General features: G+C 59.5%; 24 protein-coding genes and 1 pseudogene. 16 read left to right on the forward strand and 9 right to left on the reverse strand.

Annotated features, from left to right (window positions below):
- Positions 1-69 precede the first annotated feature (69 nt).
- The gene (locus tag BLU75_RS01205) at positions 70-1,386 is read right to left on the reverse strand and encodes a nucleotide sugar dehydrogenase (RefSeq protein WP_084376210.1); all 1,317 of its coding nucleotides are present in this window, start codon (positions 1,384-1,386) and stop codon (positions 70-72) included.
- Positions 1,387-2,258: 872 nt separating this feature from the next.
- Positions 2,259-3,038 (reverse strand): peroxide stress protein YaaA, encoded by a 780-nt coding sequence (gene yaaA / locus BLU75_RS01210; RefSeq protein ID WP_084376209.1) that lies wholly within the window; start codon positions 3,036-3,038, stop codon positions 2,259-2,261.
- A gap of 161 nt (positions 3,039-3,199) precedes the next feature.
- Here yaaA and BLU75_RS01215 point away from each other — a divergent pair, with 161 nt between their 5' ends.
- The 5 genes and pseudogenes from BLU75_RS01215 to moaE all read left to right on the forward strand — a co-directional run bounded on the left by BLU75_RS01215 (position 3,200) and on the right by moaE (position 7,295).
- Positions 3,200-4,324 carry a polysaccharide deacetylase family protein gene (locus tag BLU75_RS01215; protein ID WP_084376208.1) on the forward strand — a complete coding sequence of 375 codons (1,125 nt, stop codon included), beginning with the start codon at positions 3,200-3,202 and terminating at the stop codon, positions 4,322-4,324.
- Between the two features lie 323 nt (positions 4,325-4,647).
- Positions 4,648-6,042, forward strand: a pseudogene (locus BLU75_RS01220) (PhoH family protein).
- 88 nt (positions 6,043-6,130) lie between these two features.
- A complete protein-coding gene (gene moaC / locus BLU75_RS01225; RefSeq protein WP_084376207.1) occupies positions 6,131-6,604 on the forward strand; it encodes a cyclic pyranopterin monophosphate synthase MoaC in 474 nt (157 codons plus the stop codon).
- Positions 6,601-6,843: a molybdopterin converting factor subunit 1 gene (gene moaD / locus BLU75_RS01230; protein WP_084376206.1), complete on the forward strand. Its 243-nt coding sequence runs from the start codon at positions 6,601-6,603 to the stop codon at positions 6,841-6,843. Before moaC ends, moaD begins: the two co-directional genes overlap by 4 nt.
- Before the next feature lie 2 nt (positions 6,844-6,845).
- Entirely contained in the window at positions 6,846-7,295 is a 450-nt protein-coding gene (gene moaE, locus BLU75_RS01235) for a molybdopterin synthase catalytic subunit MoaE (RefSeq protein WP_084376205.1), read from the forward strand.
- Between the two features lie 34 nt (positions 7,296-7,329).
- Here the strand turns inward: moaE and BLU75_RS01240 are convergent, their stop codons facing one another.
- The 3 genes from BLU75_RS01240 to BLU75_RS01250 all read right to left on the reverse strand — a co-directional run bounded on the left by BLU75_RS01240 (position 7,330) and on the right by BLU75_RS01250 (position 10,776).
- Positions 7,330-8,469, reverse strand: coding sequence for an NAD(P)/FAD-dependent oxidoreductase (locus BLU75_RS01240; RefSeq protein WP_084376204.1), 1,140 nt, complete (start codon positions 8,467-8,469; stop codon positions 7,330-7,332).
- Between the two features lie 102 nt (positions 8,470-8,571).
- A complete protein-coding gene (gene rhlB, locus BLU75_RS01245) occupies positions 8,572-10,023 on the reverse strand; it encodes an ATP-dependent RNA helicase RhlB (protein ID WP_084376203.1) in 1,452 nt (483 codons plus the stop codon).
- A 96-nt stretch (positions 10,024-10,119) separates the two neighbouring features.
- On the reverse strand, positions 10,120-10,776 hold the full coding sequence (locus BLU75_RS01250; protein ID WP_084376202.1) for an alpha/beta hydrolase: 657 nt from the start codon (positions 10,774-10,776) through the stop codon (positions 10,120-10,122).
- Between the two features lie 345 nt (positions 10,777-11,121).
- Between BLU75_RS01250 and BLU75_RS01255 the strand changes: the two genes are divergently transcribed.
- From BLU75_RS01255 to BLU75_RS01300, 10 genes are all read left to right on the forward strand, one after another.
- A complete protein-coding gene (locus BLU75_RS01255) occupies positions 11,122-12,153 on the forward strand; it encodes an amino acid ABC transporter substrate-binding protein (protein WP_084376201.1) in 1,032 nt (343 codons plus the stop codon).
- 65 nt (positions 12,154-12,218) lie between these two features.
- Complete coding sequence (locus BLU75_RS01260) at positions 12,219-13,400, forward strand: amino acid ABC transporter permease (protein WP_084376200.1); 1,182 nt, start codon at positions 12,219-12,221, stop codon at positions 13,398-13,400.
- 10 nt (positions 13,401-13,410) lie between these two features.
- On the forward strand, positions 13,411-14,508 hold the full coding sequence (locus tag BLU75_RS01265; protein WP_090221351.1) for an amino acid ABC transporter permease: 1,098 nt from the start codon (positions 13,411-13,413) through the stop codon (positions 14,506-14,508).
- An 11-nt stretch (positions 14,509-14,519) separates the two neighbouring features.
- Positions 14,520-15,284: an amino acid ABC transporter ATP-binding protein gene (locus BLU75_RS01270; RefSeq protein ID WP_084376198.1), complete on the forward strand. Its 765-nt coding sequence runs from the start codon at positions 14,520-14,522 to the stop codon at positions 15,282-15,284.
- 84 nt (positions 15,285-15,368) lie between these two features.
- Positions 15,369-15,560 (forward strand): hypothetical protein, encoded by a 192-nt coding sequence (locus tag BLU75_RS01275; protein ID WP_084376197.1) that lies wholly within the window; start codon positions 15,369-15,371, stop codon positions 15,558-15,560.
- Between the two features lie 21 nt (positions 15,561-15,581).
- Positions 15,582-16,241, forward strand: a complete 660-nt coding sequence (locus BLU75_RS01280; RefSeq protein ID WP_084376196.1) for a FadR/GntR family transcriptional regulator — start codon at positions 15,582-15,584, stop codon at positions 16,239-16,241.
- Positions 16,231-17,538, forward strand: coding sequence for a CynX/NimT family MFS transporter (locus BLU75_RS01285; RefSeq protein ID WP_084376195.1), 1,308 nt, complete (start codon positions 16,231-16,233; stop codon positions 17,536-17,538). The genes BLU75_RS01280 and BLU75_RS01285 overlap by 11 nt, the downstream gene beginning before the upstream one ends.
- Before the next feature lie 88 nt (positions 17,539-17,626).
- Positions 17,627-18,097, forward strand: coding sequence for a nuclear transport factor 2 family protein (locus tag BLU75_RS01290; protein ID WP_084376194.1), 471 nt, complete (start codon positions 17,627-17,629; stop codon positions 18,095-18,097).
- A gap of 21 nt (positions 18,098-18,118) precedes the next feature.
- Positions 18,119-18,418, forward strand: a complete 300-nt coding sequence (locus tag BLU75_RS01295) for a GIY-YIG nuclease family protein (protein ID WP_231982602.1) — start codon at positions 18,119-18,121, stop codon at positions 18,416-18,418.
- 86 nt (positions 18,419-18,504) lie between these two features.
- Entirely contained in the window at positions 18,505-19,434 is a 930-nt protein-coding gene (locus tag BLU75_RS01300) for a glutathione S-transferase family protein (protein ID WP_084376192.1), read from the forward strand.
- Between the two features lie 87 nt (positions 19,435-19,521).
- On the opposite strand, the gene BLU75_RS01305 is transcribed toward BLU75_RS01300, so the two are convergent.
- Both BLU75_RS01305 and yejK read right to left on the reverse strand, forming a co-directional pair.
- On the reverse strand, positions 19,522-19,875 hold the full coding sequence (locus BLU75_RS01305; RefSeq protein WP_084376191.1) for a glutaredoxin family protein: 354 nt from the start codon (positions 19,873-19,875) through the stop codon (positions 19,522-19,524).
- Positions 19,875-20,879, reverse strand: coding sequence for a nucleoid-associated protein YejK (yejK, locus tag BLU75_RS01310; protein ID WP_084376190.1), 1,005 nt, complete (start codon positions 20,877-20,879; stop codon positions 19,875-19,877). The genes BLU75_RS01305 and yejK overlap by 1 nt, the downstream gene beginning before the upstream one ends.
- A gap of 397 nt (positions 20,880-21,276) precedes the next feature.
- Between yejK and BLU75_RS01315 the strand changes: the two genes are divergently transcribed.
- Entirely contained in the window at positions 21,277-21,558 is a 282-nt protein-coding gene (locus tag BLU75_RS01315; protein WP_084376189.1) for an HU family DNA-binding protein, read from the forward strand.
- 637 nt (positions 21,559-22,195) lie between these two features.
- Here BLU75_RS01315 and rlmF read toward each other — a convergent pair.
- Positions 22,196-23,218, reverse strand: coding sequence for a 23S rRNA (adenine(1618)-N(6))-methyltransferase RlmF (gene rlmF / locus BLU75_RS01325; RefSeq protein ID WP_090221352.1), 1,023 nt, complete (start codon positions 23,216-23,218; stop codon positions 22,196-22,198).
- 171 nt (positions 23,219-23,389) lie between these two features.
- Positions 23,390-26,236, reverse strand: a complete 2,847-nt coding sequence (locus BLU75_RS01330) for a valine--tRNA ligase (RefSeq protein WP_084376186.1) — start codon at positions 26,234-26,236, stop codon at positions 23,390-23,392.
- Between the last annotated feature and the right edge of the window lie 103 nt (positions 26,237-26,339).

Below are 26,339 nucleotides of genomic sequence, written 5' to 3' on the forward strand. Positions count from 1 at the left end.
AGCTTCAAGCGGCAAGATAAGCGCTTCTAACTTGCCGCTTGCAGCTTGAAACTTGCCGCTGCTCTTGCGTTACCAGCAAATACCTTCGGTACGGCCGTTGACGTTGGTGGCCTTGGTCATGAAGCCCACCAGGTCGATCACTTGCTTGCCGTGCGGTGCGTTTTGCGCCAGGGCACGGAACTTCTCGTCGCGGTTGCCGAGAATGATCACGTCGGAGTGATTGATCACGGCGTCGAAGTCCGAATTGAGCAGGGACGACACGTGGGGGATTTTCCCTTCGATGTAATCCTTGTTTGCGCCGTGGACACGAGCGTATTCGACGTTGCTGTCGTAGATGCTCAGGTCGAAGCCCTTGCCGATCAGCATTTCCGCCAACTCCACCAGCGGGCTTTCGCGCAGGTCATCGGTACCGGCCTTGAAACTCAGGCCCAGCAGGGCGACTTTGCGTTTGTCGTGGCTGGAAACGATATCGAAGGCGTTTTGCACCTGGGACTCGTTACTGCGCATCAGCGAGTTCAGCAGTGGGGCTTCGACGTCCAGGGAACCGGCGCGGTAAGTCAGGGCACGCACGTCCTTGGGCAGGCAGGAACCCCCGAAGGCAAAACCTGGGCGCATGTAGTACTGGGACAGGTTGAGGGTCTTGTCCTGGCATACCACGTCCATCACTTCACGACCGTCGACGCCGACAGCCTTGGCAATGTTGCCGATCTCGTTGGCGAACGTCACTTTGGTAGCGTGCCAGACGTTGCAGGTGTACTTGATCATCTCGGCGACGGCGATGTCCTTGCGGATGATTGGCGCGTCGAGCTCTTCGTACAGCGATTGCAGTACATCGCCGGAAGCGCTGTCGAACTCGCCGATAACGGTCATCGGTGGCAAATCATAGTCGGCGATGGCGGTGCTTTCGCGCAGGAATTCGGGGTTGACCGCGACGCCGAAATCGACACCGGCTTTCTTGCCGGAGCAGTCTTCGAGAATCGGGATGACCACATTGGCCACGGTGCCGGGCAATACGGTGCTGCGCACCACGATGGTGTGGCGAGTGGCCTTGTCGCGCAACACAAAACCAATCTCGCGACACACCGATTCGATGTAGTTGAGTTCCAGGTCGCCGTTCTTCTTGCTCGGCGTGCCGACGCAAATCATCGACAGGTCGGTGTCACGAATCGCTTCGGCGAAGTTGGTGGTGCCGCGCAGTCGGCCGGTCTGAATACCCTGGCTCAACAGCTCACCCAGGCCCGGTTCAACGATGGGGGATTTACCCGCATTGATCAGGTCGATTTTTTCCTTGGAGATGTCCACGCCGACCACGTCGTGGCCCCGTGCAGACAAGCAACCGGCACAGACTGCGCCAACGTAACCCAAACCAAATATGCTGATGCGCATCGCATTTACCTCTGTATTAAATCATGCCATTAGAAGGCGGAGTTCATGTTTTAAAGCGTCACTCAGGCACCGGAAAGTTCAGCGAATAAACGCCGATCTACCCTGTGCAGGCATACTTAAAGTCGAGTGACTAACTAATGCACTCAAGTTGTGCGCAACGTGGCCTTATTATTGGGGCCTGCCCTGAAATGCAGCCGGCCTTCCTGGAGGGAAGAACCTGGCGCCAGTGTTGCAAGGACTTTGAATTCACTAAAAAATCATGAAAATCAATTGCTTGAATTAAATCACTGACCCATTTAGGGGGGGGCTCAGCCTTGGCCTTATAGGAGATAGCAATAAACTGTTATCGCCTGCCCTCAACTAAACGCTGATGTTTTGACCGCGGAGTAAAAGTTGATATGGCAACTTAGTTACTGACCGGTGGTCACCGTGTAAGTCATCTCGTACGAACACAGAGATAATCGTTACGGGTGGTATGAGCGGCACCTGGGGACATAGTTCCTAGCCGCTCATCCTGTTTTCAGAAAATTCTTGAAATATTAGGCTAGATGGCACTAGTGCTATATTGATAGCACTTGTTATTTTAACGTGTAGTTATAGGGGGTTCAGCGGGAGTTATAGTTTTGTGCCACTACTGTTTGAAAAAAATGGTGCCACTATGAAAAAACTGACGAATGTCCAGTGAAGGAATAGTCGTCAAATCTGAATAATTATTTTTGGCGTCAAATTGCTGACGATTTGCACGGCGTCGGGGGTAAATCCGAGTCGCTCCCGACGCAGCCTCGCTGGCGCTCGACAGCTGCTACGGGAGGTCCAGGATAACCACGACTCGACACTTGCACTGGGGCAGCGTCGACAGGAAAGGCGGCGCTTTATTGCGGTGCGTGATCGCGCAGGAACACCAGATTATCCGGCTTGGACTGCTCGGCATTGAAGCGATAGCCCTGCACATTGAACTGTGTGAGCTGGGCCGGATCATTGATGCGTTCTTCAATCACAAACCGGCTCATCATGCCCCGGGCTTTCTTGGCGTAGAAGCTGATGATCTTGTACTGGCCGTTTTTCAGGTCCTTGAACTCGGTGTTGATGATCCGCGCCTTCAGGCTCGGTCGCTTGACGGCCGAAAAGTACTCGTTGGAGGCCAGGTTAAGCAGTACGTCGTCGCCTTGTTCGGCGAGCGCTTCGTTCAACCATTCGCTGATACGGCTGCCCCAGAAGGCGTACAGGTCCTTGCCACGGGCATTCGCCAATCTGGTGCCCATCTCCAGGCGATACGGCATCATCAGGTCCAACGGGCGCAGCAAGCCATACAGGCCCGAGAGCATCCGCAGGTGTTGTTGGGCGTAGCTGAAGTCGGCGTCGGTGAAGGTCTGGGCATTCAGGCCCGTGTAGACGTCGCCCTTGAAGGCCAGCAGCGCCTGTTTGGCGTTGGCCGGCGTGAATGCAGGTGTCCAGCTGCCAAAACGCGCGGCGTTGAGGCCGCCAATCTTGTCGGAAACATGCATCAGTTGGCTGATTTGCGCCGGAGTCAGCTCGCGCAGTTGTTCGATCAGTTCCTGGGAGTGATCGAGGTATTGCGGCTGGGTGAAACGTGCGGTGGCCGGCGGGGTCTCAAAATCGAGGGTTTTGGCGGGGGAAATCACCATCAGCATGAAGTTGTCTCCTGGAATCATGGCGTGTAGCGTGGGCGCGATTCTAGGGGGTTGGGCGGTTTGACTCCACCTATGATGGTGATAGGCGCTATTCGCCCGGCCCCATCCTCCCGACCCAATCAGCTATAGTCCCCGGCGCCCCTGACGATGGAGACCACCCCGTGCGCATCGCACTCCTGTTATCCGCCTGCCTGTTCAGCCTGGCCACCCAGGCCGCCCCGCTGAACGTAGCCAGCCTGGACCGCACTACCTGGCCCGAACAATTCACCAGTCCCGCACTGTTCGACGTCGCTTCCCGCGCGGAAATCCTGATGTTCGCCCACGCGTTGCTGACCACCGAAACCCTCGACGAGTCCACCCTCAAGCAGCGGCTGGGCCTGAAAATCATCAACCAGGCCGCTATCGCCGAACTGCGCCGGCAACTGTGGAAACGCTTGCTGGAAAACTACAATTTCGCTCAGCAAAGCTGCGAGCAAGACGCCTCATTCTGCTACCTGGTGGAAAACCTCGAGGACCTGCGTGAACAAGCCGGCAAGTTCGAAGTCAGCGACAATTCTTTCTATATAGGCTGGGCCGGCCCCAGCCGTGATTTCCATGAACGCTACCTGGACGAATTACTGCGCAAGGCCGCGCTGTTCCCGCAGATCAGCAGCGAGGTCGCCCGTTTCGGCGAGCACGAGCGCAACGGTGATGAACTCAATGACCGTATGTTCCTCCTGACTTTCGACAGCGGCCCGACCGCGAGCGGTGGCCCTACCGATTGGCTCACCGACTACCTGCGCAAGCAAAAGATGAACGCGATCTTCTTCGTCTTGGGCAACAGCCTGCAGACGCGGGTCGAGAAGAACCCCTCGACGGACGTGCAGGCGTTGTATCAAGGGCAATGCGTCGGTATTCAGGGGTGGCAGTATCGCTCCCACAGCCATTGGGTCGACTGGCAGTCGTCGATTACCCGCAGCGCGTCGCTGACCCAGAACCTGTTGCCCGAAAACTACCTGCCGTTGTTCCGCCCGCCCTACGGCCAGCGGCGTTCTGACAGCCAGGGTTTTTTCCAGTCGCAGGGGTTGCAGGTGGCGTTATGGGATATCGATTCGCAGGATGAGCCGGGGTTGCTCAAGGCGCAGGAGTCGGCCAATCGGGTGCTGACCTTGATGCTGCTGTGGCGGCGCGGGGTGATCCTGTTTCACGACTCGCAGGACACAGCCCAGGCGGCGCTACTCTGGTTGTTGCACGCGACAGCGCAAAGTGGGCTGGGCTGGCAGGATTGCCGGCAAGCGTTTCGCTGAAATGACTGGAGGCCCGGCCCTGTTGGGGCTGAGGCTTTTCCGGGGCGAAAATGCGTTGAAATTTGATACAGGCGGACTTCCGACTTTAACGGGGTCATGCCCCCGCGCCTAGTGCTATTCGTCATCCTGAAAAATAAACTTCAAAAAAGCGTCAAAGTGCTTTTTCCTGTCATGGGTTTTGCGGTATTACGAAGTCAGATCGCCGAAACCTGCAACACAGGTGGCGTCTTCCAGGACTCCCTCCGTGGTGTGTTCGGCGGTCGAATCGAGGCGCAGCACTGTCGTGGTATTGCGTCGACTGGCTCCCACAAAGGTGACCGAGTATGGATGATCATGGACGTAACACTTCTTCCAACCAGCCAATCCTTTATGTGCTTGATACCAACGTATTGATCCACGACCCAAACGCGCTGCTCAATTTCGAAGAACACCACGTCGCCATCCCGATGATCGTGCTCGAGGAACTCGACAAGCTCAAGAGCGGGCACCACAGCGTTGCCGCCGAATGCCGCCAAGCCATCCGCCTGATCGACAAGACCCTGGGCGAGGCCTCGCCTGAAGATGTCGAGATCGGTGTACCGATCCAGCGTGGCAAAGGCGAGCCCAAGGGGTTGCTGTCGATTCTGATGAGTAAGCGCAGCGAGCCCAACAGCCTGCTTCCGGAAAACCTCAACGACAACAAAATCATCAACCAATTGATCGACCTGCACGCGCGTGACAAGGAGCTGCGCCTGGTGCTGGTGACCAAAGACATCAACATGCGCCTCAAGGCGCGGGCGTGTGGGATCGCCGCCGAGGACTACAGTACCGATCAGTTGGTCGACGATGTGTCGATGCTGTCCCGTGGTTATCACATGATGACCGGGTCGTTCTGGGACCGTGTCAGCAAGGTCGAGACCCGCCAGGATCACGGTCGCACCTGGCATCAGGTGCAACTGACCGACAATCTGCCAGCCGTGCATATCAACGAATTCATTGTCGACGAACAGGGCTTTGTCGGCTGGATCAAAGAAATCCAGGTCGACAAGCTACTGATCCTCGACCTGCATCAGGAACCCCTGTTGCACCAGGAGGCCTGAGGCCTGAAACCGCGTGATATCTACCAGAGCCTGGCGTTGTACGCGTTGCTCGATCCGGATATCCACCTGGTCAACCTGACCGGCGCTGCCGGTTCGGGGAAAACCATCCTCGCCTTGGCCGCCGCCATCGAGCAGACCATGGTCACCAAGCGTTATCGGCGCATCATCGCCACCCGCAGCGTGCAGGGCCTGGACCAGGAAATCGGCTTCCTGCCGGGCACCGAGGCGGAGAAAATGGAGCCGTGGCTGGGGGCGATTACCGACAACCTCGAAGCCTTGCACATGGATGACGAAAACACCCATGGCAGCGTCGATTACATCCTCAGCAAAGTGCCGTTGCAGTTCAAATCCCTCAACTACATTCGAGGTCGTAGCTTCCAGCAGAGCCTGATTCTGATCGATGAATGTCAGAACCTCACGCCGCACCAGATAAAAACCATCATCACCCGTGCCGGCGCCGGTTCCAAAGTGGTGTGCCTGGGCAACCTGGCACAGATCGACACCCCTTACCTGTCCGCGACCAGCTCCGGGCTGACTTACCTGACGGAACGCTTCAAGGACTTCCCCAACGGCGTGCACATCGCCCTGCAGGGCGTCCCACGTTCGATTCTGGCCGAATACGCAGAATCTCACTTGTAAATGCGGTCAATGTGGGAGGGGGCTTGCTCCCTCCCACATTTATTGTGCGTTAGGTTTACAATCCCTGCTCCTGATCAGGAGTATCCCTGTGCTGACTCATCTCGATTCCCAAGGTCGCGCCCACATGGTCGACGTCACCGAAAAGTCCGTGACGTTCCGTGAAGCCGTGGCCGAAGCGCGGGTGCGCATGCTGCCCGAGACCCTGCAAATGATTGTCGACGGCGCCCATCCCAAGGGCGATGTGTTTGCCGTGGCACGGATCGCCGGGATCCAGGCGGCGAAAAAGACCAGTGACTTGATCCCGCTCTGCCACCCGCTGATGTTGACCGGCGTCAAGGTCGAACTCAGCGCCGAAGGCCATGATGCGGTGCATATCGTTGCCCGCTGCAAACTCTCCGGACAGACCGGTGTGGAGATGGAAGCGCTGACCGCCGCCAGCGTTGCCGCGTTGACTATCTACGACATGTGCAAGGCGGTAGATCGAGGCATGACCATCGAATGCATTCGCCTGCTGGAAAAACTCGGCGGCAAGAGCGGGCATTTCAAGGCGGATGCGCAATGAGTATTCAGGTGTTGTTTTTTGCCCGTTACCGGGAAGCGCTGGATTTGGACTCGCTGGAGGTCGAGGGCGAGTTCGCCACAATCGACGCTTTGCGCCAGGACTTGCTGAAGGATCCCGCGTTTGCGGTGCTCAACGAGAGCGGCTTGATGTGCGCCCGTAACGAAGAGCTGTGCGCGCTTGACGAGCCGCTGGTCGACGGCGATGAAGTGGCCTTTTTTCCTCCCGTGACTGGAGGTTGAGCATGGCCATCCGTGTGCAGGCCCAACCCTTCGACCCCGGCGCTGAAGTCAACGCCATGCACGCTGCCAACGTCGGTGTGGGCGCGGTCGTGAGCTTTGTCGGTTATGTGCGTGATTTCAATGAGGGCCGCGAGGTGGCGGGAATGTTCCTGGAACACTACCCGGGCATGACCGAGAAGGCCCTCGGCAAGATTGCTGTGGAGGCCGGGCAACGCTGGCCGCTGCTCAAGCTGGAAGTGCTGCACCGCATCGGCGCCCTTGAGCCGGGCGAGCCCATCGTGTTCGTGGCCGCTGCCAGCGCCCACCGCCAGGCAGCGTTTGATGCCTGCGCATTTGTCATGGACTACTTGAAGACGCGCGCGCCGTTCTGGAAGAAGGAACAGACAGCCGAAGGGCCGCGCTGGGTTGACGGCCGGGACAGCGACCATGCAGCAGCGGATCGCTGGAAATAGCACGCCTGATAGCAGTTTTGGAATCAACCGAGATTCAAATGTGGGGTTGGAGAAGGCGTTTGGGTGACAGCAATGCTTCAGTCAATCCAAACCCGGCCAATGTATTGGGTAACGGTTCACCGCGCACTAACGCCGCGCTCGCCTGGCCCATGGCCGGTGACGTCTGAATCCCGTAACCACCTTGCGCGGCAATCCAGAACAAGCCTTCCACCTGCGGATCAAACCCACACACCAAATCGCCATCGTGGACAAAGCTGCGCAACCCCGCCCACGTCCGCGTTGGGCGGCGGATGGTCAGGGTGGTGGCTTCCTCTATCTGGAAGATGCCCATGGCGATATCCAGTTCTTCAGGCTGCACATCGTGGGGCGCAACCGGATCGGCATTGGCCGGTGAGCCGAGGAACATGCCGGCGTCGGGCTTCATGTAGAACGAGCCGTCGAGGGCGGCCAGTTCCGGCCAGGCGTGTATATCCAGTCCGTCGGGCGGGGCGAAGACAAACGCGCTGCGGCGCTTGGGCTGCAAGCCGATTTTTTGGGCGCCGGCCAGTTCTGCGATGTGATCGGCCCAGGCGCCCGCCGCATTGATAATCACCGGCGCACAAAAGCGCTGCTGCGAGGTGCGCACCTGCCATTGGCCCTGCGGGTCACGGCTCAGCTTCTGGACGTCGTGGTCGGTATAGATGACGCCGCCGTTGCGCCGGATGCCGCGCAGATAACCTTGATACAGCGCATCCGTATCGATATCGCAGACCGTTGGATCGTAGAGGGCGCCATGCACTTTTTCACGGCGCAGGATCGGCATCATGGCCATGGCTTGCTCGACGTCGAGCAAGCGGGTTTGCGCGACCAGCGCCTTGGCGCTCAGGTATTGGCGCTGCAGTTCGTCAGGGTCACCGATAAAATCCACCAGCAGTTCGGCGCGGGGCGTCAGTAACGGATGTTCTGCAAATTCTGCGGGAGGATGATCAAAGAAGGCGCGGCTGCCCAGCGTCAGGGCGCGGACTTGCGGAGTGCCATAGGCCGCGATGTACAGCGCGGCCGAACGGCCGGTTGAGTGATAACCCAGCATCGACTCACGTTCCAGCACGATCACGCGGGCGTGCTGCGACAGCCAGTAACCGGCGGATGCACCGGCGATGCCCCCACCGATGATGATGTAGTCGACCTGGTTCATCCCTGCCTCCTTGAACATCTCCCTTGTTTCGACCCATCTCTGACGCGGTATTGCTTAGCAGCTGTCGAGCCTCGCCAAGGCTCGACAGCTGCTACGGGCTGATTATGGGCGTTTGCGCTCAACCGCACGCAACAGGTGCGTTGGCGGTGTTTCGCAACTGATCTTGCGACCCAGCAGCGTTTCGATCGAGGGCAACTGATACGAATCGTCCTCACCGGCAAAGCTGATGGACACGCCCGCCGCCCCGGCACGACTCGTACGGCCGATACGGTGTACGTAGTCGTCCGGCACTTCCGGCAGGGTGAAGTTGATCACGTGGCTGATGCCGTCGATATGAATCCCGCGGCCCGCCACGTCGGTGGCCACTAGTACCCGGATCTTGCCTTCGCGAAAGCCTTCCAGCGTCTTGATGCGCTTGTGCTGTGGCACGTCGCCGGACAACTGCGCAGCGTTGACGCCATCGCGCACCAGGCGCTCTTCGATGCGCCGCACTTCATCCTTGCGGTTGGCAAACACCATCACCCGCTCCCAGCCGTTATCGTTGACCAGGTTGTAGAGCAGTTTGTATTTGTCGGCGCCGGCCACGGCATAGATATGCTGTTCGACGTTTTCGCTGGCGACGTTCAGCGCCTCGATCTCGACGATAGAGGGGTCGGTGGTCCACTGTTTGGCGAGGTTCATCACGTCTTCAGTGAAGGTCGCGGAGAACAGCAACGTCTGGCGTTCGTTTTTCGGCGGGGTCTGGCGAATGATCTGGCGCACTTGCGGGATGAAGCCCATGTCGAGCATGCGGTCGGCTTCGTCGAGCACCATCACTTCGACCATGTCCAGGTGCACGTCGCCGCGCTGGTTGAAGTCCAGCAAACGGCCCGGCGTGGCGACCAGGATGTCGCAGTGGCGCGCTTCCAGGTGCTTGAGCTGTTTATCGAAGTCCATACCGCCGACGAAGGTCATGACGTTGAGGCCGGTGTATTTGGTCAGGTCGGCGGCGTCCTTGGCGATCTGTACGACCAGTTCCCGGGTCGGGGCGATGATCAGCGCCCGTGGCTCGCCCATGTAGCGCTCTTTGGGCGGCGGGGTTTGCAGCAGTTGGGTGATGATCGAAATCAGGAACGCAGCCGTCTTGCCGGTGCCAGTCTGGGCGCGGCCGATGGCGTCTTTGCCCGCCAGGGTAAAGCCCAGCACTTGGGCCTGGATCGGCGTGCAGTACGGGAAACCCAGGTCCTGAATCGCGTGCATCAGTTCCGGGGCGAGCTTGAAATCATGAAAGCGGGTTTTGCCTTCCTGGGGTTCGACCACGAAGTCTTCCAGTTTCCACGGCTTCACCACCGGCTTGGGCGCACGCTCGCGGCGGGCTTTTTCAGGCGCGGCGTTGGTCGCTGGAACCGAGGGTGGGGTTGGCGGCTTTTTTGGCGAAGCAACGGCAGCGGTGCGGCCAGGCTGTTTAGCCTCGTGGCGGCTACCGGAAGCTTGGACGGGTACGCTGGCAACAGGGGCGAGCGGCTCAGCCTCGCTTTTACCGAACATCTTCTTGAGTGCTTTGAGCACGGTCATCTCATCAATTGGTTAAGGAATATACGCCGGCCAGTGTAATGCAAGAATCGGGCGCGGCGTAGTGCGTCTGTCATACGGCTACACAAACAGTGTTTTTCAGTCCAGGCGAGCGCTCAACCAGGTGCCGATATCGCGTATCTCCTGGGGTAACACTTCGTGACCCATTGGGTATTCCTGCCATGTCACGGTGACACCACGGGTCTTCAAATGCTCATAAGCGCTACGCCCCATGGCGTTGTGCACCACTTCATCGTATTGGCCGTGCAGGCACAGGGTCGGAATCCGCTGCTGACTGGCGGATAACTCAAGCTCGTCGTCGAAGGTCGGCGCGTAAGTGGAGAGGGCGATCACGCCACCCAACGGGCCCTGCCAGTTCAGAAACGCTGTGTGCAAGACCACGGCGCCACCTTGGGAGAAACCCGCGAGAAAAATGCGCGAGGCGTCTATTCCGCTGCTTTTTTGCTGGTCGATTAAATCGGTGAGGTTTTTTGCCGACACTTCCAACTCTTCCAGGCTGATGGAGCGCGCCGGGCTCATGGCCTTGATGTCGTACCAGCTGGGCATCTCGTAGCCGCCATTAATCGTCACCGGGCGGGTCGGCGCCTGGGGCAAAACAAAGCGGGTGGACAACAACGTTTCCTGCAGCGCTTCGGCGACTGGCAGGAAGTCGTAGCGATCGGCACCCAGGCCATGCAACCAGATAACGCAGGCATCTGCGGGCTTGGAGGGCTGAAGAATCAAGGGCTGGGTCATGTCTGCTCCATAAATGTGCGTGTGCTCCGATGAAGTGCGTCGGGTCGGTGCGCGACGGGGTTATCTGTTAACAAGATGTCGCAAGGTTGAAACTTTTTCTATTGACCTCTGACTGAATCGACTCAGCCGCCAGTCTGGTACGGCGCTTGCTATAAGAACCCTGATGTCATCGCTGAACCCGGGCGGTAACACTAGCAGTGACTGCCGCTTGTGGGATAGCAATTGGACTTACAGCGACAGCTTCATGCCGATTGACCTCAAAAAAAGCCAACACAGGTCAATTTCGCCTCATAAGGGTGCGGCACGGCTCAAGCTCCGACACAACAAGAGCAACTGGAGGTTTGAATGAAGGTATTGAAATCCACCCTGGCCATCGTTTGCGCGGCCGCGGCACTGGGTGTCAGCAGTTTCGCCCAGGCGGGCGCAACCCTGGACGCCGTACAGAAGAAAGGTTTTGTGCAATGTGGTGTGAGTGACGGTTTGCCGGGTTTCTCGGTACCGGACGCCACCGGCAAGATCCTCGGCATCGATGCTGACTTCTGCCGTGCCGTAGCCGCCGCGGTATTCGGCGACGCGACCAAAGTCAAATTCAGTCAACTGAACGCCAAGGAGCGTTTCACCGCGCTGCAGTCCGGCGAAATCGACATCCTGTCGCGCAACACCACCATGACCAGCTCCCGTGACGCGGGCATGGGCCTGAAATTCCCGGGCTTCATTACTTACTACGACGGCATCGGCTTCCTGGTAAACAACAAGCTGGGCGTCAAGAGCGCCAAGGAACTGGACGGTGCAACCATCTGCATCCAGGCCGGTACCACCACCGAGCTGAACGTGTCCGACTACTTCCGCGGCAACGGCCTGAAGTACACCCCGATTACGTTCGATACCTCCGATGAAAGCGCCAAGTCGCTGGAGTCCGGCCGTTGCGACGTACTGACCTCCGACAAGTCCCAACTGTTCGCCCAGCGCAGCAAGCTGGCCGCGCCGAAGGACTACGTGGTTCTGCCGGAAACCATTTCCAAGGAGCCGCTGGGCCCGGTCGTGCGTAACGGTGACGACGAATGGCTGGCAATCGTGCGCTGGACTGGCTACGCCATGCTCAACGCCGAAGAAGCCGGCATCACCTCGAAGAACGTCGAAGCCCAAGCCAAGTCCACCAAGAACCCGGACGTCGCCCGTATGCTCGGCGCTGACGGTGAATACGGTAAAGACCTGAAACTGCCGAAAGACTGGGTCGTGCAGATCGTCAAGCAAGTCGGCAACTACGGTGAAGTGTTCGAGAAAAACCTGGGCAAAAGCACCCCGCTGGAAATCGACCGCGGCCTGAACGCGTTGTGGACCAACGGCGGCATTCAATACGCACCACCAGTGCGCTGATGGTTCTATCACCCGGTGGGCCAACCACCGGGTGATGTTCTGTTCCATTCCTTGCGGGGCACTTCATGCAAAATTCAATCGGCGCACCCAAGCAGAGGCTCAGCCTCAGCGATCCACGCGTGCGTGCCTGGGTCTTTCAGATCGTCACGATTGTGGCGGTCGTCTCATTGGGCTGGTTTCTGTTCGATAACACGCAAACCAACCTTGAACACCGGGGCATTACCTCCGGGTTCAGCTTTCTGGAGCGCAGTGCCGGTTTCGGCATCGCCCAAACCCTGATCGACTACACCGAAGCGGACAGTTATGCCCGCGTCTTTGTCATCGGCTTGCTTAACACCCTGTTGGTGACCTTTATCGGCGTGATCCTGGCGACCATTCTCGGTTTCATTATCGGCGTGGCGCGTCTGTCGAAGAACTGGATCATCGCCAAACTGGCAACGGTGTACGTGGAGGTTTTCCGTAACATCCCGCCCTTGCTACAGATTTTGTTCTGGTACTTCGCGGTGTTCCTGACCCTGCCGGGGCCGCGCGGCGCGCATAACGTCGGTGACATCTTCTTTGTCAGCAGCCGCGGCGTGAACATGCCTGGCGCCTTGGTGACCGAAGGGTTCTGGCCGTTCGTGGTCAGCGTCGTGCTGGCGATTGTCGCGATCGTACTGATGAGCCGCTGGGCCACCAAACGCTTTGAGGCCACCGGGCAGCCGTTCCACAAGTTCTGGGTCGGGCTGGCGCTGTTCCTGGCGATCCCGGCGCTGTGCGCGCTACTGTTCGGCGCGCCGGTGCACTGGGAAATGCCGGAGCTCAAGGGGTTCAACTTCGTGGGTGGCTGGGTGCTGATTCCAGAGCTGCTGGCCTTGACCCTGGCGTTGACGGTGTACACGGCGGCGTTTATCGCTGAAATCGTGCGTTCCGGGATCAAGTCGGTCAGCCACGGCCAAACGGAAGCGGCCCACTCGCTGGGCATGCGCAACGGGCCGACCCTGCGCAAGGTGATCATCCCGCAAGCCCTGCGGGTGATCATTCCTCCGCTCACCAGCCAATACCTGAACCTGGCAAAAAACTCTTCGTTGGCAGCCGGCATCGGTTACCCGGAAATGGTCTCGTTGTTTGCCGGTACGGTGCTGAACCAGACCGGGCAGGCGATCGAAGTCATTGCCATCACCATGAGCGTGTACCTGGCGATCAGTATCAGCATTTCCCTGCTGATGAACTGGTACAACAAGCGCATTGCGCTGATCGAGCGGTGAGGAAACGCGCATGACATCCCATACTTTCAAACCTGACATGCCCCCGCCGAACAGCAGTATCGGCGTGGTGGCATGGATGCGCGCGAACATGTTCTCCAGCTGGCTTAACACCCTGCTGACGCTGTTCGCGTTCTACCTGATCTACCTGGTGATCCCGCCGATTCTCAGTTGGGCGGTCATTGACGCCAACTGGGTCGGCACCACCCAGGCCGACTGCACCAAGGAGGGCGCCTGCCGGGTGTTCATCCAGCAGCGCTTCGGCCAGTTCATGTACGGCTACTACCCGGTGGACCTGCGCTGGCGCGTCGACCTGACCGTGTGGTTGGCGGTCATCGGCGCCGCGCCGCTGTTCATCTCGCGTTTCCCGCGCAAGGCCGTCTACGGCCTGGGGTTCCTGGTGCTGTACCCGATCATTGCCTTCTACCTGCTGCACGGCGGGATTTTCGGCATGACCAATGTCCCCACCAGTCGCTGGGGCGGCCTGATGCTGACCCTGGTGATCGCTACCGTCGGCATCGCCGGCGCCTTGCCGTTGGGTATCGTGCTGGCATTGGGTCGACGTTCGGACATGCCGGCGATTCGTGTGGTGTGCGTGACCTTCATCGAGTTCTGGCGCGGTGTGCCGTTGATCACGGTGCTGTTCATGTCGTCGGTGATGTTGCCGCTGTTCCTGCCTGAAGGCATGAACTTCGACAAGCTGCTGCGGGCACTGATCGGGGTGATTCTGTTCCAGTCGGCCTATGTGGCCGAAGTGGTGCGCGGTGGTTTGCAGGCGATCCCCAAAGGGCAGTACGAAGCCGCTGCGGCGATGGGCCTGGGTTACTGGCGCAGCATGGGCCTGGTGATTTTGCCGCAAGCCTTGAAGATGGTGATCCCGGGGATCGTCAACACTTTCATCGCGCTGTTCAAGGACACCAGCCTTGTGATCATCATCGGCCTGTTCGACCTGCTCAACAGCGTCAAGCAAGCTGCCGCCGACCCCAAATGGCTGGGCATGGCCACTGAAGGCTATGTATTCGCGGCCCTGGTGTTCTGGATTTTCTGTTTTGGTATGTCGCGCTATTCCATGCATCTGGAACGCAAGCTCGACACAGGCCACAAGCGTTAGGAGTTCTATCGATGAGCGAAGCAAACAAACAGCCTGTGAGCCCTGAAGGCATTATCCAGATGCAGGGCGTGAACAAGTGGTACGGCCAGTTCCACGTGTTGAAAGACATCAACCTCGACGTCAAACAGGGCGAGCGTATCGTGCTGTGCGGCCCGTCGGGTTCCGGCAAGTCCACCACCATCCGCTGCCTCAACCGCCTGGAAGAACACCAGCAAGGGCGCATTGTGGTGGATGGCGTGGAACTGACCAACGACCTCAAGCAGATCGAAACGGTCCGCCGTGAAGTCGGCATGGTGTTTCAGCACTTCAATCTGTTCCCGCACCTGACCATCCTGCAGAACTGCACGCTGGCGCCAATGTGGGTGCGCAAGATGCCCAAGCGCAAGGCCGAGGAAATCGCCATGCACTATCTGGAGCGGGTGCGTATTCCGGAGCAGGCTCACAAGTATCCGGGGCAACTGTCCGGCGGTCAGCAACAGCGCGTGGCGATTGCCCGGGCGTTGTGCATGAAGCCGAAAATCATGCTGTTCGATGAACCGACCTCGGCCCTCGATCCGGAAATGGTCAAGGAAGTACTCGACACCATGATCGGCCTCGCCGAAGACGGCATGACCATGCTCTGCGTGACCCACGAAATGGGTTTTGCGCGGACCGTGGCCAACCGTGTGATCTTCATGGACAAGGGCGAGATCGTTGAACAGGCGGCGCCGAATGACTTCTTCGATAACCCACAGAATGATCGGACCAAGCTGTTCTTGAGCCAGATTCTGCATTGATCGACAGGTGATGTCGGCATAAACCCAGCCTGAGGAGACTGTTCAGTCAAGGCTGAACTACGAAGGTTTTTTGTAGGAGCGAGCTTGCTCGCGAAAAACGTCAACGATACTGCGTGTTTCCTGGATAAACGCGGTGCCGATGAGTTCTTCGCGAGCAATCTCGCTCCTACAGTCATCGCTATTTGCTTAATTGAACGGCATTCAGACAAGCCCCCCTCGCCACCGGTTGCCTTGATGGGCAAGTCCGAATATGCTGCGGACAAATTCATCCTATGATTGGACGAAAGCAATAAGTTCATGATCGACATCGCCCCCCTTATCAAACGCTCCCTGGTCGACTTGGCCCTCGAGCAACTGCGCCAACGTATCACCCAAGGCAAATGGGCGGTGGGCGAGCGTTTGCCCACCGAGCCCGAACTGTCTGCCGAACTGGGCATCAGCCGCAACACCGTGCGCGAAGCCATGCGCGTACTGGCGTTTTCCGGGTTGATCGAGATTCGCCAGGGCGACGGCAGTTACCTGCGTTCGATGACTGATCCGCTGGGGGCGATGAAAGCCATGTCCCAATGTTCCCTGGGGCAGGCCCAGGAGACCCGACAGATTCTCGAAGTCGAAGCCATTGGCCTGGCCGCGTTGCGCCGTACTGAAGAGGATTTGCAGACCTTGCGCGAGGCCCTCGCCGAGAGCGCCCAGCGCTTTCATGGCGAGTTGGAAAGCTATATCCGCGCCGACCTGATTTTCCATCAACGCCTGGTGGATGCCGCGCATAATCCGGCCTTGAGCGAGCTGTACCATTATTTTTCGAGCATCGTCGCTGCCCAATTGCGTCAAACCCTGAATGTCCAACCACGTCGCCAAGCCGTGTTCGACCTGCACGACGCGCTGCTGGATGCCGTGGAGCAGCAGGATCCGGAACGCGCCAAGCGCCTTTGTCGGCAGTTGATCAATGAACCTTGAACCCGAGCACCGCATGCTGCGTAAACCATCGCCCCAGGTACAAAGTGCCCTTGAAGAGTTGCTGATCGATGCCGAGGTCGATGACGATCAGGTCCAGCGCAGCCCGCCGGCGGTGAGTCGCCCATGGCTGTTGCTGCTGAGCTTGATCCTGGTCGCGCTGAACTTGCGTCCGGCGCTGTCGAGCATGGCGCCGTTGCTCAGTGAAGTGTCCGCCAGCCTCGGTCTTTCGGCGGCCCGGGCGGGTCTGCTGACGACGTTGCCGGTGCTGTGCCTGGGCCTGTTCGCGCCGCTGGCGCCGATCCTGGCCCGGCGCTTCGGTGCCGAACGGGTGGTGCTGGGGATCTTGCTGACCTTAGCCTGCGGCATCATCCTGCGCAGTTCTTTCGGTGAAGTCGGGTTATTTGCCGGCAGCCTGTTGGCCGGCGCCAGTATCGGCATTATCGGCGTACTGCTACCCGGTATCGTCAAGCGTGACTTCGCCCAACACGCCGGCACCATGACCGGCGTCTACACCATGGCGCTGTGCCTGGGCGCGGCGCTCGCAGCGGGTTCTACGGTGCCCTTGAGCGACTATTTCGGTGACAGCTGGAATATCGGCCTGGGGTTCTGGATGCTGCCGGCCTTGCTGGCAAGCCTGTGCTGGCTGCCGCAACTCGGACGCAGACACGCTGCGCATCAAGTGGCCTATCGCGTGCGCGGGTTGTTGCGGGATCGACTGGCCTGGCAAGTGACCTTGTACATGGGCCTGCAATCCTCCCTGGCCTATATCGTCTTCGGCTGGCTGCCGTCGATCCTTATCGGCCGTGGATTGACGGCGACCCAGGCGGGGCTGGTGTTGTCCGGTTCGGTGCTGGTGCAACTCGCCAGCTCCCTTGCCGCACCTTGGCTGGCCACGCGCGGCAAGGACCAGCGCCTGGCGATTGTGATCGTGATGCTGTTGACCCTTGGCGGCCTGTTCGGCTGCCTGTATGCACCGCTGGACGGCTTGTGGGGCTGGGCGATTCTCCTGGGGCTGGGACAGGGCGGCACGTTCAGCCTCGCGCTGACCTTGATTGTGCTGCGCTCGCGGGATTCGCATGTCGCGGCCAATCTGTCGAGTATGGCCCAGGGGGTCGGTTACACCCTGGCATCGCTGGGCCCCCTCGCGGTCGGCCTGGTGCATGACTGGACCGGTGGCTGGAACGCAGTCGGCTGGATCTTCGCGGTGCTGGGTCTGGGCGCAATCATTGCCGGCCTCGGTGCGGGCAGGGCGTTGTATGTCGAGGTCAGCAGCGAAAGGGTCACTGAGCTTCGCTGATGTCATTTGCAAGGCGAATGACGATAGTCTTCGCCGCGATGGCGGATTATCGTGCAGGTCTATTCAAGCGATTTTCGGAGTCTGTCCCATGCGTGATGCCCACAGTGCCCTGATCACTCGGTTCTACGAGGCCTTTCAGCGCCTGGATGCCGAGGCCATGAGCGCCTGCTACAGCGACGATGTGCTGTTCAGCGACCCGGCCTTCGGTGAGTTGCGCGGGCGCGACGCCGGCGACATGTGGCGCATGCTCACCACGCGGGCCAAGGATTTTTCCCTGACGTTCGATAACGTGCGCAGCGACGAACGCTCCGGCGGTGCCCATTGGGTGGCGACTTATCTGTTCAGCCAGACCGGCAACATCGTGGTCAACGACATCCAGGCGCGCTTCGTGTTTCGCGATGGCAAGATCTGCGAACACCATGACCGTTTCGACCTGTGGCGCTGGTCCCGTCAGGCCCTGGGCACCAAAGGCCTGTTGCTGGGCTGGACGCCGCTGGTGCGCAACGCGGTGCGGGCCCAGGCGCTCAAGGGGCTGCGGGCGTTTCAGGCCAGTCGCTGATAATATTGAGGCTCTTTCCGTTTGCCAGAACATCTTGTGAACAGTTCGTCTGACTCCATTGAGCCCAGATCTTGGTTTGTCTATCTGGTTCGCGCCGCCAATGGCTCCTTGTATTGCGGGGTCAGCAACGACCCGGTGCGCCGCTTTGCCTCTCACCAGAGCGGTAAGGGCGCGCGGTTTTTTCTTTCAAGTCCCGCGGTCGCACTGGTCTACACGGAAGCCTGCTCGAGCAAAAGTGAAGCCCTGCGCCAGGAGCGCCTGATCAAAAAATTGAAGAAAAGCGCGAAGGAATGCTTGGTAGCGAGTGCATTATCACGCTGATTGATAAAGCCTCATCAGGCGGCACCGGTAGGCCGTAGCGTGTTGGCGGGCTAAGCTGCAAGCTCATTTTTCAAGCGGACTCCAGCATGTCAGAGCTGATTCTTCACCATTACCCTGCCTCACCGTTCGCGGAAAAGGCCCGTCTGCTGCTGGGCTTCAAAGGCTTGTCCTGGCGTTCGGTGCATATCCCGCCGATGATGCCAAAGCCGGACCTGACTGCCCTGACCGGCGGTTACCGCAAGACGCCGGTATTGCAGATTGGCGCCGACATCTATTGCGACACCGCATTGATCGCGCGGCGCCTGGAACAGCACAAACCCACGCCGGCGTTGTTTCCCGCCCAGCAGGCGATGACTGTGCAGGCCTTTGCCGCTTGGGCCGATTCGGTGGTGTTCAGTCATGCGGTCAGCCTGGTGTTTCAACCCGAGTCGGTGGCGGTGCGTTTTGCCAAGCTCCCCCCGGAAGTGCTGAAGGCGTTTATCGCCGACCGTGCGGGGCTGTTCAGCGGTGGCAGCGCGACGCGTGTACCGCTGGAGCTGGCACAGCACCAATGGCCGACGATCATGGCGCGCCTGGAGCAACAGGTGCAGGCGCAGGCAGGCGGTTTTCTGTTTGGCGCAGCGTCGATTGCCGACGTTGCCCTGGCACATTCCCTGTGGTTCCTCAAGGCCACGCCCGTGACGGCGCCGTTGGTGGATGCTTATCCTGGGGTGACGGCCTGGTTGGCTCGGGTGCTCGACTTTGGCCACGGCGATGCCAGTGAAATGAGCGCCGAGGAAGCGCTGGAGGTGGCGCGCAACGCTACGCCAGCGGCGTTGCCCGAGGAGGTTTTCGAAGACCCGAATGGCTTCAAGGTGGGGCAGCAGGTGTCGATTGCCGCGAGTGACTACGGCACCGATGCGGTCACGGGCGAGTTGCTGTTTGCCGGTCGCGAAGAGCTGATCCTGCGTCGTAGCGATGAGCGCGGCGGCACGCTGCATGTGCATTTTCCGCGGCTGGGCTTTCGTATCGGCTGATGCGAGCGCTCGCGAGAGACGCCATGACATTGCGATGGGTCAGGAGGGGCGTGTCATCGTTGAGGTTTTTCGCGAGCGAGCTCGCTCCTACGGGGTTAGGGCTTTGTTGATGGCGTCCGGGTTGTAATCGCGCAGCAGCGTGCCGTTCACGTCCACGAACGGGATCCCTCCACCGCCCAATGCCGTGTAAGCCTTGCGGCCCACGGCATCCTTTTCGATATCGATGGTGGTGTAGGGCACGCCTTGCTGGTCGAGAAAGCGCTGGATCTGTTTGCAGTACGCGCACCAGTCGGTGGTGTACAACGTCACGCGAGCATTCGCCCGGACCTGCTCGGTCGCCATCCCGGAAGGATTGAACAGCCGTTCGAGCTTGCCCCAATTCTGGAAAACCACCACCACCAGCAGCACCAGCAGGACTTTCTTCAGCACCCCACCGAGCATCAGTTGCGCCGCTTGAGCTGATCGGTCAGTTGCGTCGGCAGGCCCTTGATGATCAACGTCCCGGCGGCTTCGTCGTATTCGATCTTGTCGCCCAGCAAGTGCGCTTCAAAGCTGATCGACAGACCTTCGGCGCGCCCGGTGAAACGTCGGAATTGGTTGAGGGTGCGTTTATCCGCCGGGATTTCTGGCGACAGGCCGTAATCCTTGTTGCGGATATGATCGTAGAAGGCTTTCGGGCGTTCTTCGTCAATCAGTCCCGACAGCTCTTCGAGACCCATGGGTTCGCCCAGTTTGGCCTGGCTGCTGGCGTAGTCGACCAGGGTTTTGGTTTTCTCGCGGGCTGATTCGTCCGGCAGGTCTTCGCTTTCCACGAAGTCACTGAAGGCCTTGAGCAGGGTGCGCGTCTCGCCCGGGCCATCGACGCCTTCCTGGCAGCCGATAAAGTCGCGGAAGTACTCTGAGACTTTCTTGCCGTTCTTGCCCTTGATAAACGAGATGTACTGTTTCGACTGTTGGTTGTTCTGCCACTCGGAAACGTTGATCCGTGCCGCCAGGTGCAGTTGGCCCAGGTCCAGGTGGCGCGAGGGCGTCACGTCCAGTTGATCGGTCACCGCCACGCCTTCACTGTGGTGCAGCAGGGCGATCGCCAGGTAATCGGTCATGCCTTGCTGATAATGCGCAAACAGCACGTGGCCGCCGACGGAGAGGTTGGATTCTTCCATCAGCTTTTGCAGGTGCTCAACGGCAATCCGGCTGAACGCCGTGAAATCCTTGCCACCGTCGAAATACTCCTTCAACCAGCCGCTGAACGGGTGCGCGCCGGACTCGGCATGGAAAAACCCCCAGGCCTTGCCTTGTTTGGCGTTGTAGCTCTCGTTGAGGTCGGCAAGCATGTTCTCGATGGCGGCCGACTCGGCAAGTTCGGAGTCGCGGGCATGCAGAACTGCGGGTGTGCCGTCGGGTTTTTTGTCGATCAGGTGGACGATGCAATGACGGATCGGCATGGGCTTCTCGGCTGGTTGAATGGGAGCGGGGCAACTCCCCGGAAAAAGTCGCCAGTGTACCGCACCCGCTGGGTGCGGAGGGTCTGAAGGGCATTTTGGAGGCCTTCCGACGCTGCTTGAGAGGTTTTTTCACGGTTTAGAGCGATAAAGCTGACCAAATGGGTAGCTAGAGGCGGATATTTCCCCGTCTCTGTGCTAGTTTTGCCCGGTCTTACGCTAAGTCTCAGCGTTAAGCGTGCATTCAGCATTTGTCAGGTCGAACCAAACCCCGTTTCAGGTATCTATAACCCCGATCTCTCGTGGTTATAGTCGGGGCTGCCAGACCATGACGGTCGGGCTCGATGGCTGACACTGCACTCTGCAATCCAAATGAATTTGATAGGGAAGGAACACCACAATGGCTATTACTAAAGACCAACTGATCGCTGACTTGGCTGAAGCTGTAGACGCACCTAAAACCACCGTGCGTGCTCTGCTGGACCAACTGGGCCAGATCGTTGCTGATCAGCTGGAAAATGGCGGCGAAATCACTCTGCCAGGCGTTGGCAAGCTGAAAGTGACCGAGCGTCCTGCCCGTACTGGCCGTAACCCTTCGACTGGCGCTGCCATCGAAATCGCTGCCAAGAAAGTGATCAAGCTGGTTGTGGCCAAAGGCCTGACCGACTCGATCAACAAGTAAGACGCAGCAAAAAAAACCGTGCTTCGGAGCGATCCGGGCACGGTTTTTTGTTGTCTGCGATTTGTAGGAGCGGGCTGGCCCGCGAAAATCGTCAACGAAGACGCGGGCATTCTGAATGAACGCGGTGTTCGTGGGTTTTTCGCGGGCAAGCCCGCTCCTACAGTGGGGCGGGCGGGTGTTCAGGATTTGTGGCGCCATTGTTGTAGGAGCGGAGCTTGCCCGCGAAAATCGTCAACGAAGACGCGGGCATTCTGAATGAACGCGGTGTTCGTGGGTTTTTCGCGGGCAAGCCCGCTCCTACAGTGGGGCGGGCGGGTGTTCAGGGTTTGTGGCGCCATTGTTGTAGGAGCGGAGCTTGCCCGCGAAAGTCGTCAACGAAGACGCGGGTATTCTGAATGAGCGCGGTGCTTCTAGGGTTTTCGCGGGCAAGCCCGCTCCTACAGTGGGGCGGGCGGGTGTTCAGGGTTTGTGGCGCCATTGTTGTAGGAGCGGAGCTTGCCCGCGAAAGTCGTCAACGAAGACGCGGGTATTCTGAATGAGCGCGGTGCTTCTAGGGTTTTCGCGGGCAAGCCCGCTCCTACAGTGGGGCGCGTAGGTTGTTCAGGGTTTGTGGTGTTTGTAGGAGCGGGCGGGTTGTTCAGGCCTTGTGGACCCAGCGCTGGCGCCACATCTGTTGCTCGTTCTTGGTCTGGAACGTCCAGGCAACGAAGCGGCTCTGCTTTTGGCCCTGGGACATCTCGACCACTTGGCTCTCCAGCACGCCGGCCTTTTTCAAGGCGGTCTGGATCGCGGGCAGGTTCGAGGCCTTGGACACCAAGGTGCTGAACCACAGCACCTTATGTTGAAAGTGCGCGCTTTCGGCGATCAATTGCGTGACAAATCGCGCTTCGCCACCTTCACACCACAACTCAGCCGACTGGCCCCCGAAGTTCAGCACCGGCAACTTGCGCTTGGGATCGGCTTTGCCCAGGGCGCGCCATTTACGCTCGCTGCCTTTGGTCGCTTCATCCATGGAGGTATGGAATGGCGGGTTACACATGGTCAGGTCAAACCGTTCGCCCGGCTCCAGCAAGCCCAGCAGGATATGCTTGGGGTTGTTCTGCTGGCGCAGTTGGATGACCTTGTTCAGCCCGTTGGACTGCACGATAGCTTTGGCGGCCGCCACGGCGGTAGGGTCGACCTCGGAGCCCAGGAAATTCCAGCGGTAGTCCATGTAGCCAATCAGCGGGTAAACGCAGTTGGCGCCCATGCCGATGTCCAGCACCTTGACCACCGAGCCACGCGGGATTTTGCCTTCGTTGACGCTGGCCAGCAGGTCGGCCAGGAAATGCACGTAATCGGCCCGGCCCGGCACGGGAGGGCACAGGTAATCCGCCGGGATATCCCAATGCTGGATGCCATAGAAAGCCTTGAGCAACGCCCGATTGAACACCCGCACCGCGTCGGGGCTGGCGAAGTCGATGCTTTCCTTGCCATACGGGTTGATGATCACGAACTGCGCCAGTTCCGGCGTGGTCTTGATCAGCGCGGGGAAGTCGTAACGGCCCTGATGGCGGTTACGCGGGTGCAGGCTGGCTTCTTTGCGGGGAACCACGGGCTTGGCCGGGGTAGCGGTCTTAGGCTTCTTGCGCGCAGGTTTCGGTGTGCTGGGGGCGGTCATGATGATTCTGGTGTTGGCTCAAAGTGGCGACCATTGTCACACATTAATGGGGCAGACTCGGTCAAATGTGGGAGCAAGCCCGCTCCCACACTGATTATTGTCAACAGGACCAGTGTGGTTTGCAGGCCAAAAAAAGAGACCCGAAGGTCTCTTTTTTACACGGCTCAAGCCTTACAGGCTGGAAATCCGCGCATGTTGCTCCGCCAGCTTGCCCAAGGCCTGTTCAGCCTCGGCCAGTTTGGCGCGCTCCTTGTCGATGACTTCGGCCGGGGCCTTGTCCACGAACGCGGCGTTGGACAGCTTGCCGCCGACCCGCTGCACTTCGCCTTGCAGGCGCAGGATTTCCTTATCGAGACGGGCCAATTCCGCGCCCTTGTCGATCAGCCCGGCCATCGGCACCAGCACTTCCATCTCGCCGACCAGTGCGGTCGCGGACAGCGGTGCTTCGGCGTCGGCCGCCAACACGGTGATCGATTCCAGCTTGGCCAGCTTCTTCAGCAGCGCGTCGTTCTCGCTGAGGCGACGTTGGTCTTCGACACTGGCGTTCTTCACGAATACCGCCAGCGGCTTGCCTGGCCCGATGTTCATCTCGGCGCGGATGTTGCGCGTGCCGAGCATCAGGGTCTTGAGCCATTCGATGTCGCTCTCGGCCGCCTCATCGATGCGCGCTTCGTTGGCCACCGGCCAAGGTTGCAGCATGATGGTCTTGCCTTCGATACCGGCCAGCGGCGCCAGGCGCTGCCAGATTTCTTCGGTGATGAACGGCATGAACGGATGCGCCAGGCGCAGCGCGACTTCCAGCACCCGCACCAGGGTGCGACGGGTGCCACGCTGACGCTCGATCGGCGCGTTTTCGTCCCACAGCACTGGCTTGGACAGCTCCAGGTACCAGTCGCAATACTGGTTCCAGATGAATTCGTACAAGGCCTGCGCCGCCAGATCGAAACGGAACTGCTCGAGTTGGCGGGTGACTTCGGCTTCGGTGCGTTGCAACTGGGAGATGATCCAGCGATCGGCCAGGGTCAGCTCATAGGCTTCGCCGTTCTGACCGCAGTCTTCGCCTTTATCCAGCACGTAGCGCGCGGCGTTCCAGATCTTGTTGCAGAAGTTGCGATAGCCTTCGACGCGGCCCATGTCGAACTTGATGTCGCGACCGGTGGACGCCAGCGAGCAGAACGTGAAACGTAGGGCGTCGGTGCCGTAGCTGGCGATGCCGTCGGCGAACTCGTCGCGGGTCTGCTTCTCGATCTTTTTCGCCAGTTTTGGCTGCATCAGGCCCGAGGTGCGTTTCTGCACCAGGGTTTCGAGGTCGATGCCGTCGATGATATCCAGCGGATCCAGGACGTTGCCCTTGGACTTGGACATCTTCTGGCCCTGGCCATCACGCACCAGGCCGTGCACGTACACGGTCTTGAAGGGTACCTGCGGCGTGCCGTCCTCGTTCTTCACCAAATGCATAGTCAGCATGATCATCCGGGCGACCCAGAAGAAAATGATGTCGAAGCCGGTCACCAGCACGTCGGTGGAGTGGAATTTTTTCAGGAATTCGGTCTGTTGCGGCCAGCCCAGGGTCGAGAAGGTCCACAGGCCCGAACTGAACCAGGTGTCCAGTACGTCGTTGTCCTGTTGCAGCGCGACGTCCGGGCCGAGGTTGTGCTTGGCGCGTACTTCGGTTTCGTCGCGGCCGACGTAGACCTTGCCCGACTCGTCGTACCAGGCCGGAATCCGATGGCCCCACCACAGCTGACGGCTGATGCACCAATCCTGGATGTCGCGCATCCACGAGAAGTACATGTTTTCGTACTGCTTTGGCACGAACTGGATGCGACCGTCTTCCACGGCGGCAATTGCCGGCTCGGCCAAGGGCTTGGTGGAGACGTACCACTGGTCGGTCAGCCAAGGCTCGATCACGGTGCCGGAACGGTCGCCTTTCGGCACTTTCAGATTATGGTCGTCGACGCTGACCAGCAGGCCGGCGGCGTCGAATGCGGCCACGATCTGCTTGCGCGCTGCAAAACGGTCGAGGCCGACGAACTCTGCCGGGATCTTGCCGTCGATGCTGTCGTTCAGTGTGCCGTCGAGGTTGAACACCTGGCAGGCCGGCAACACGGCGGCGTTCTTGTCGAAGATATTCAACAACGGCAGGTTGTGGCGCTTGCCGACTTCATAGTCGTTGAAATCGTGGGCCGGCGTGATTTTCACGCAGCCGGTGCCGAATTCAGGGTCGCAGTAGTCATCGGCGATGATCGGAATGCGACGGCCGACCAGCGGCAATTCGACGAACTTGCCGATCAGCGCCTGGTAGCGTTCATCTTGCGGGTTCACTGCAACAGCCGAGTCGCCGAGCATGGTTTCCGGACGCGTGGTGGCGACGATCAGGTAGTCCTTGCCATCAGCGGTCTTGGCGCCGTCAGCCAGCGGGTACTTGAGGTTCCACAGGAAACCTTTCTCGTCGTGGTTCTCCACTTCGAGGTCGGAAATTGCCGTGTGCAACTTGGTGTCCCAGTTGACCAGGCGTTTGCCGCGGTAGATCAGGCCGTCTTCATGCAGGCGCACGAAGGCTTCTTTCACCGCTTCCGACAGGCCGTCGTCCATGGTGAAGCGCTCGCGGCTCCAGTCGACGGACGAGCCGAGGCGGCGGATCTGACGGCTGATGTTACCGCCGGATTGGTCCTTCCATTCCCAGATCTTCTCCAGGAATTTCTCGCGACCCAGGTCATGACGGCTCTGGCCGGTGGCTTCGAGTTGGCGCTCGACCAGCATCTGGGTGGCGATACCGGCGTGGTCGGTGCCCGGTTGCCACAAGGTGTCGCGACCCTGCATGCGACGGAAACGGATCAGGGCGTCCATGATCGCGTTGTTGAAACCGTGACCCATGTGCAGGCTGCCGGTGACGTTCGGCGGTGGGATCATGATGGTGTAGGAGTCGCCCGCACCTTGCGGAGCAAAATAGTTCTCGGACTCCCAGGTCTGGTACCAGGAAGTTTCAATGGCGTGCGGCTGGTAGGTCTTATCCATGCGCGGCGGGACCCTAGTTGGCATTAATTCAGGAAAGCCGGCAAGTATAGCGAGGGATAGGGCCGAGGGGTAGGAGCGAGCTTGCTCGCGAAGAGCCTGAGGG

The organism is Pseudomonas mucidolens (assembly GCF_900106045.1).
In the GTDB taxonomy this organism is placed as follows: Bacteria; Pseudomonadota; Gammaproteobacteria; order Pseudomonadales; family Pseudomonadaceae; genus Aquipseudomonas; species Aquipseudomonas mucidolens.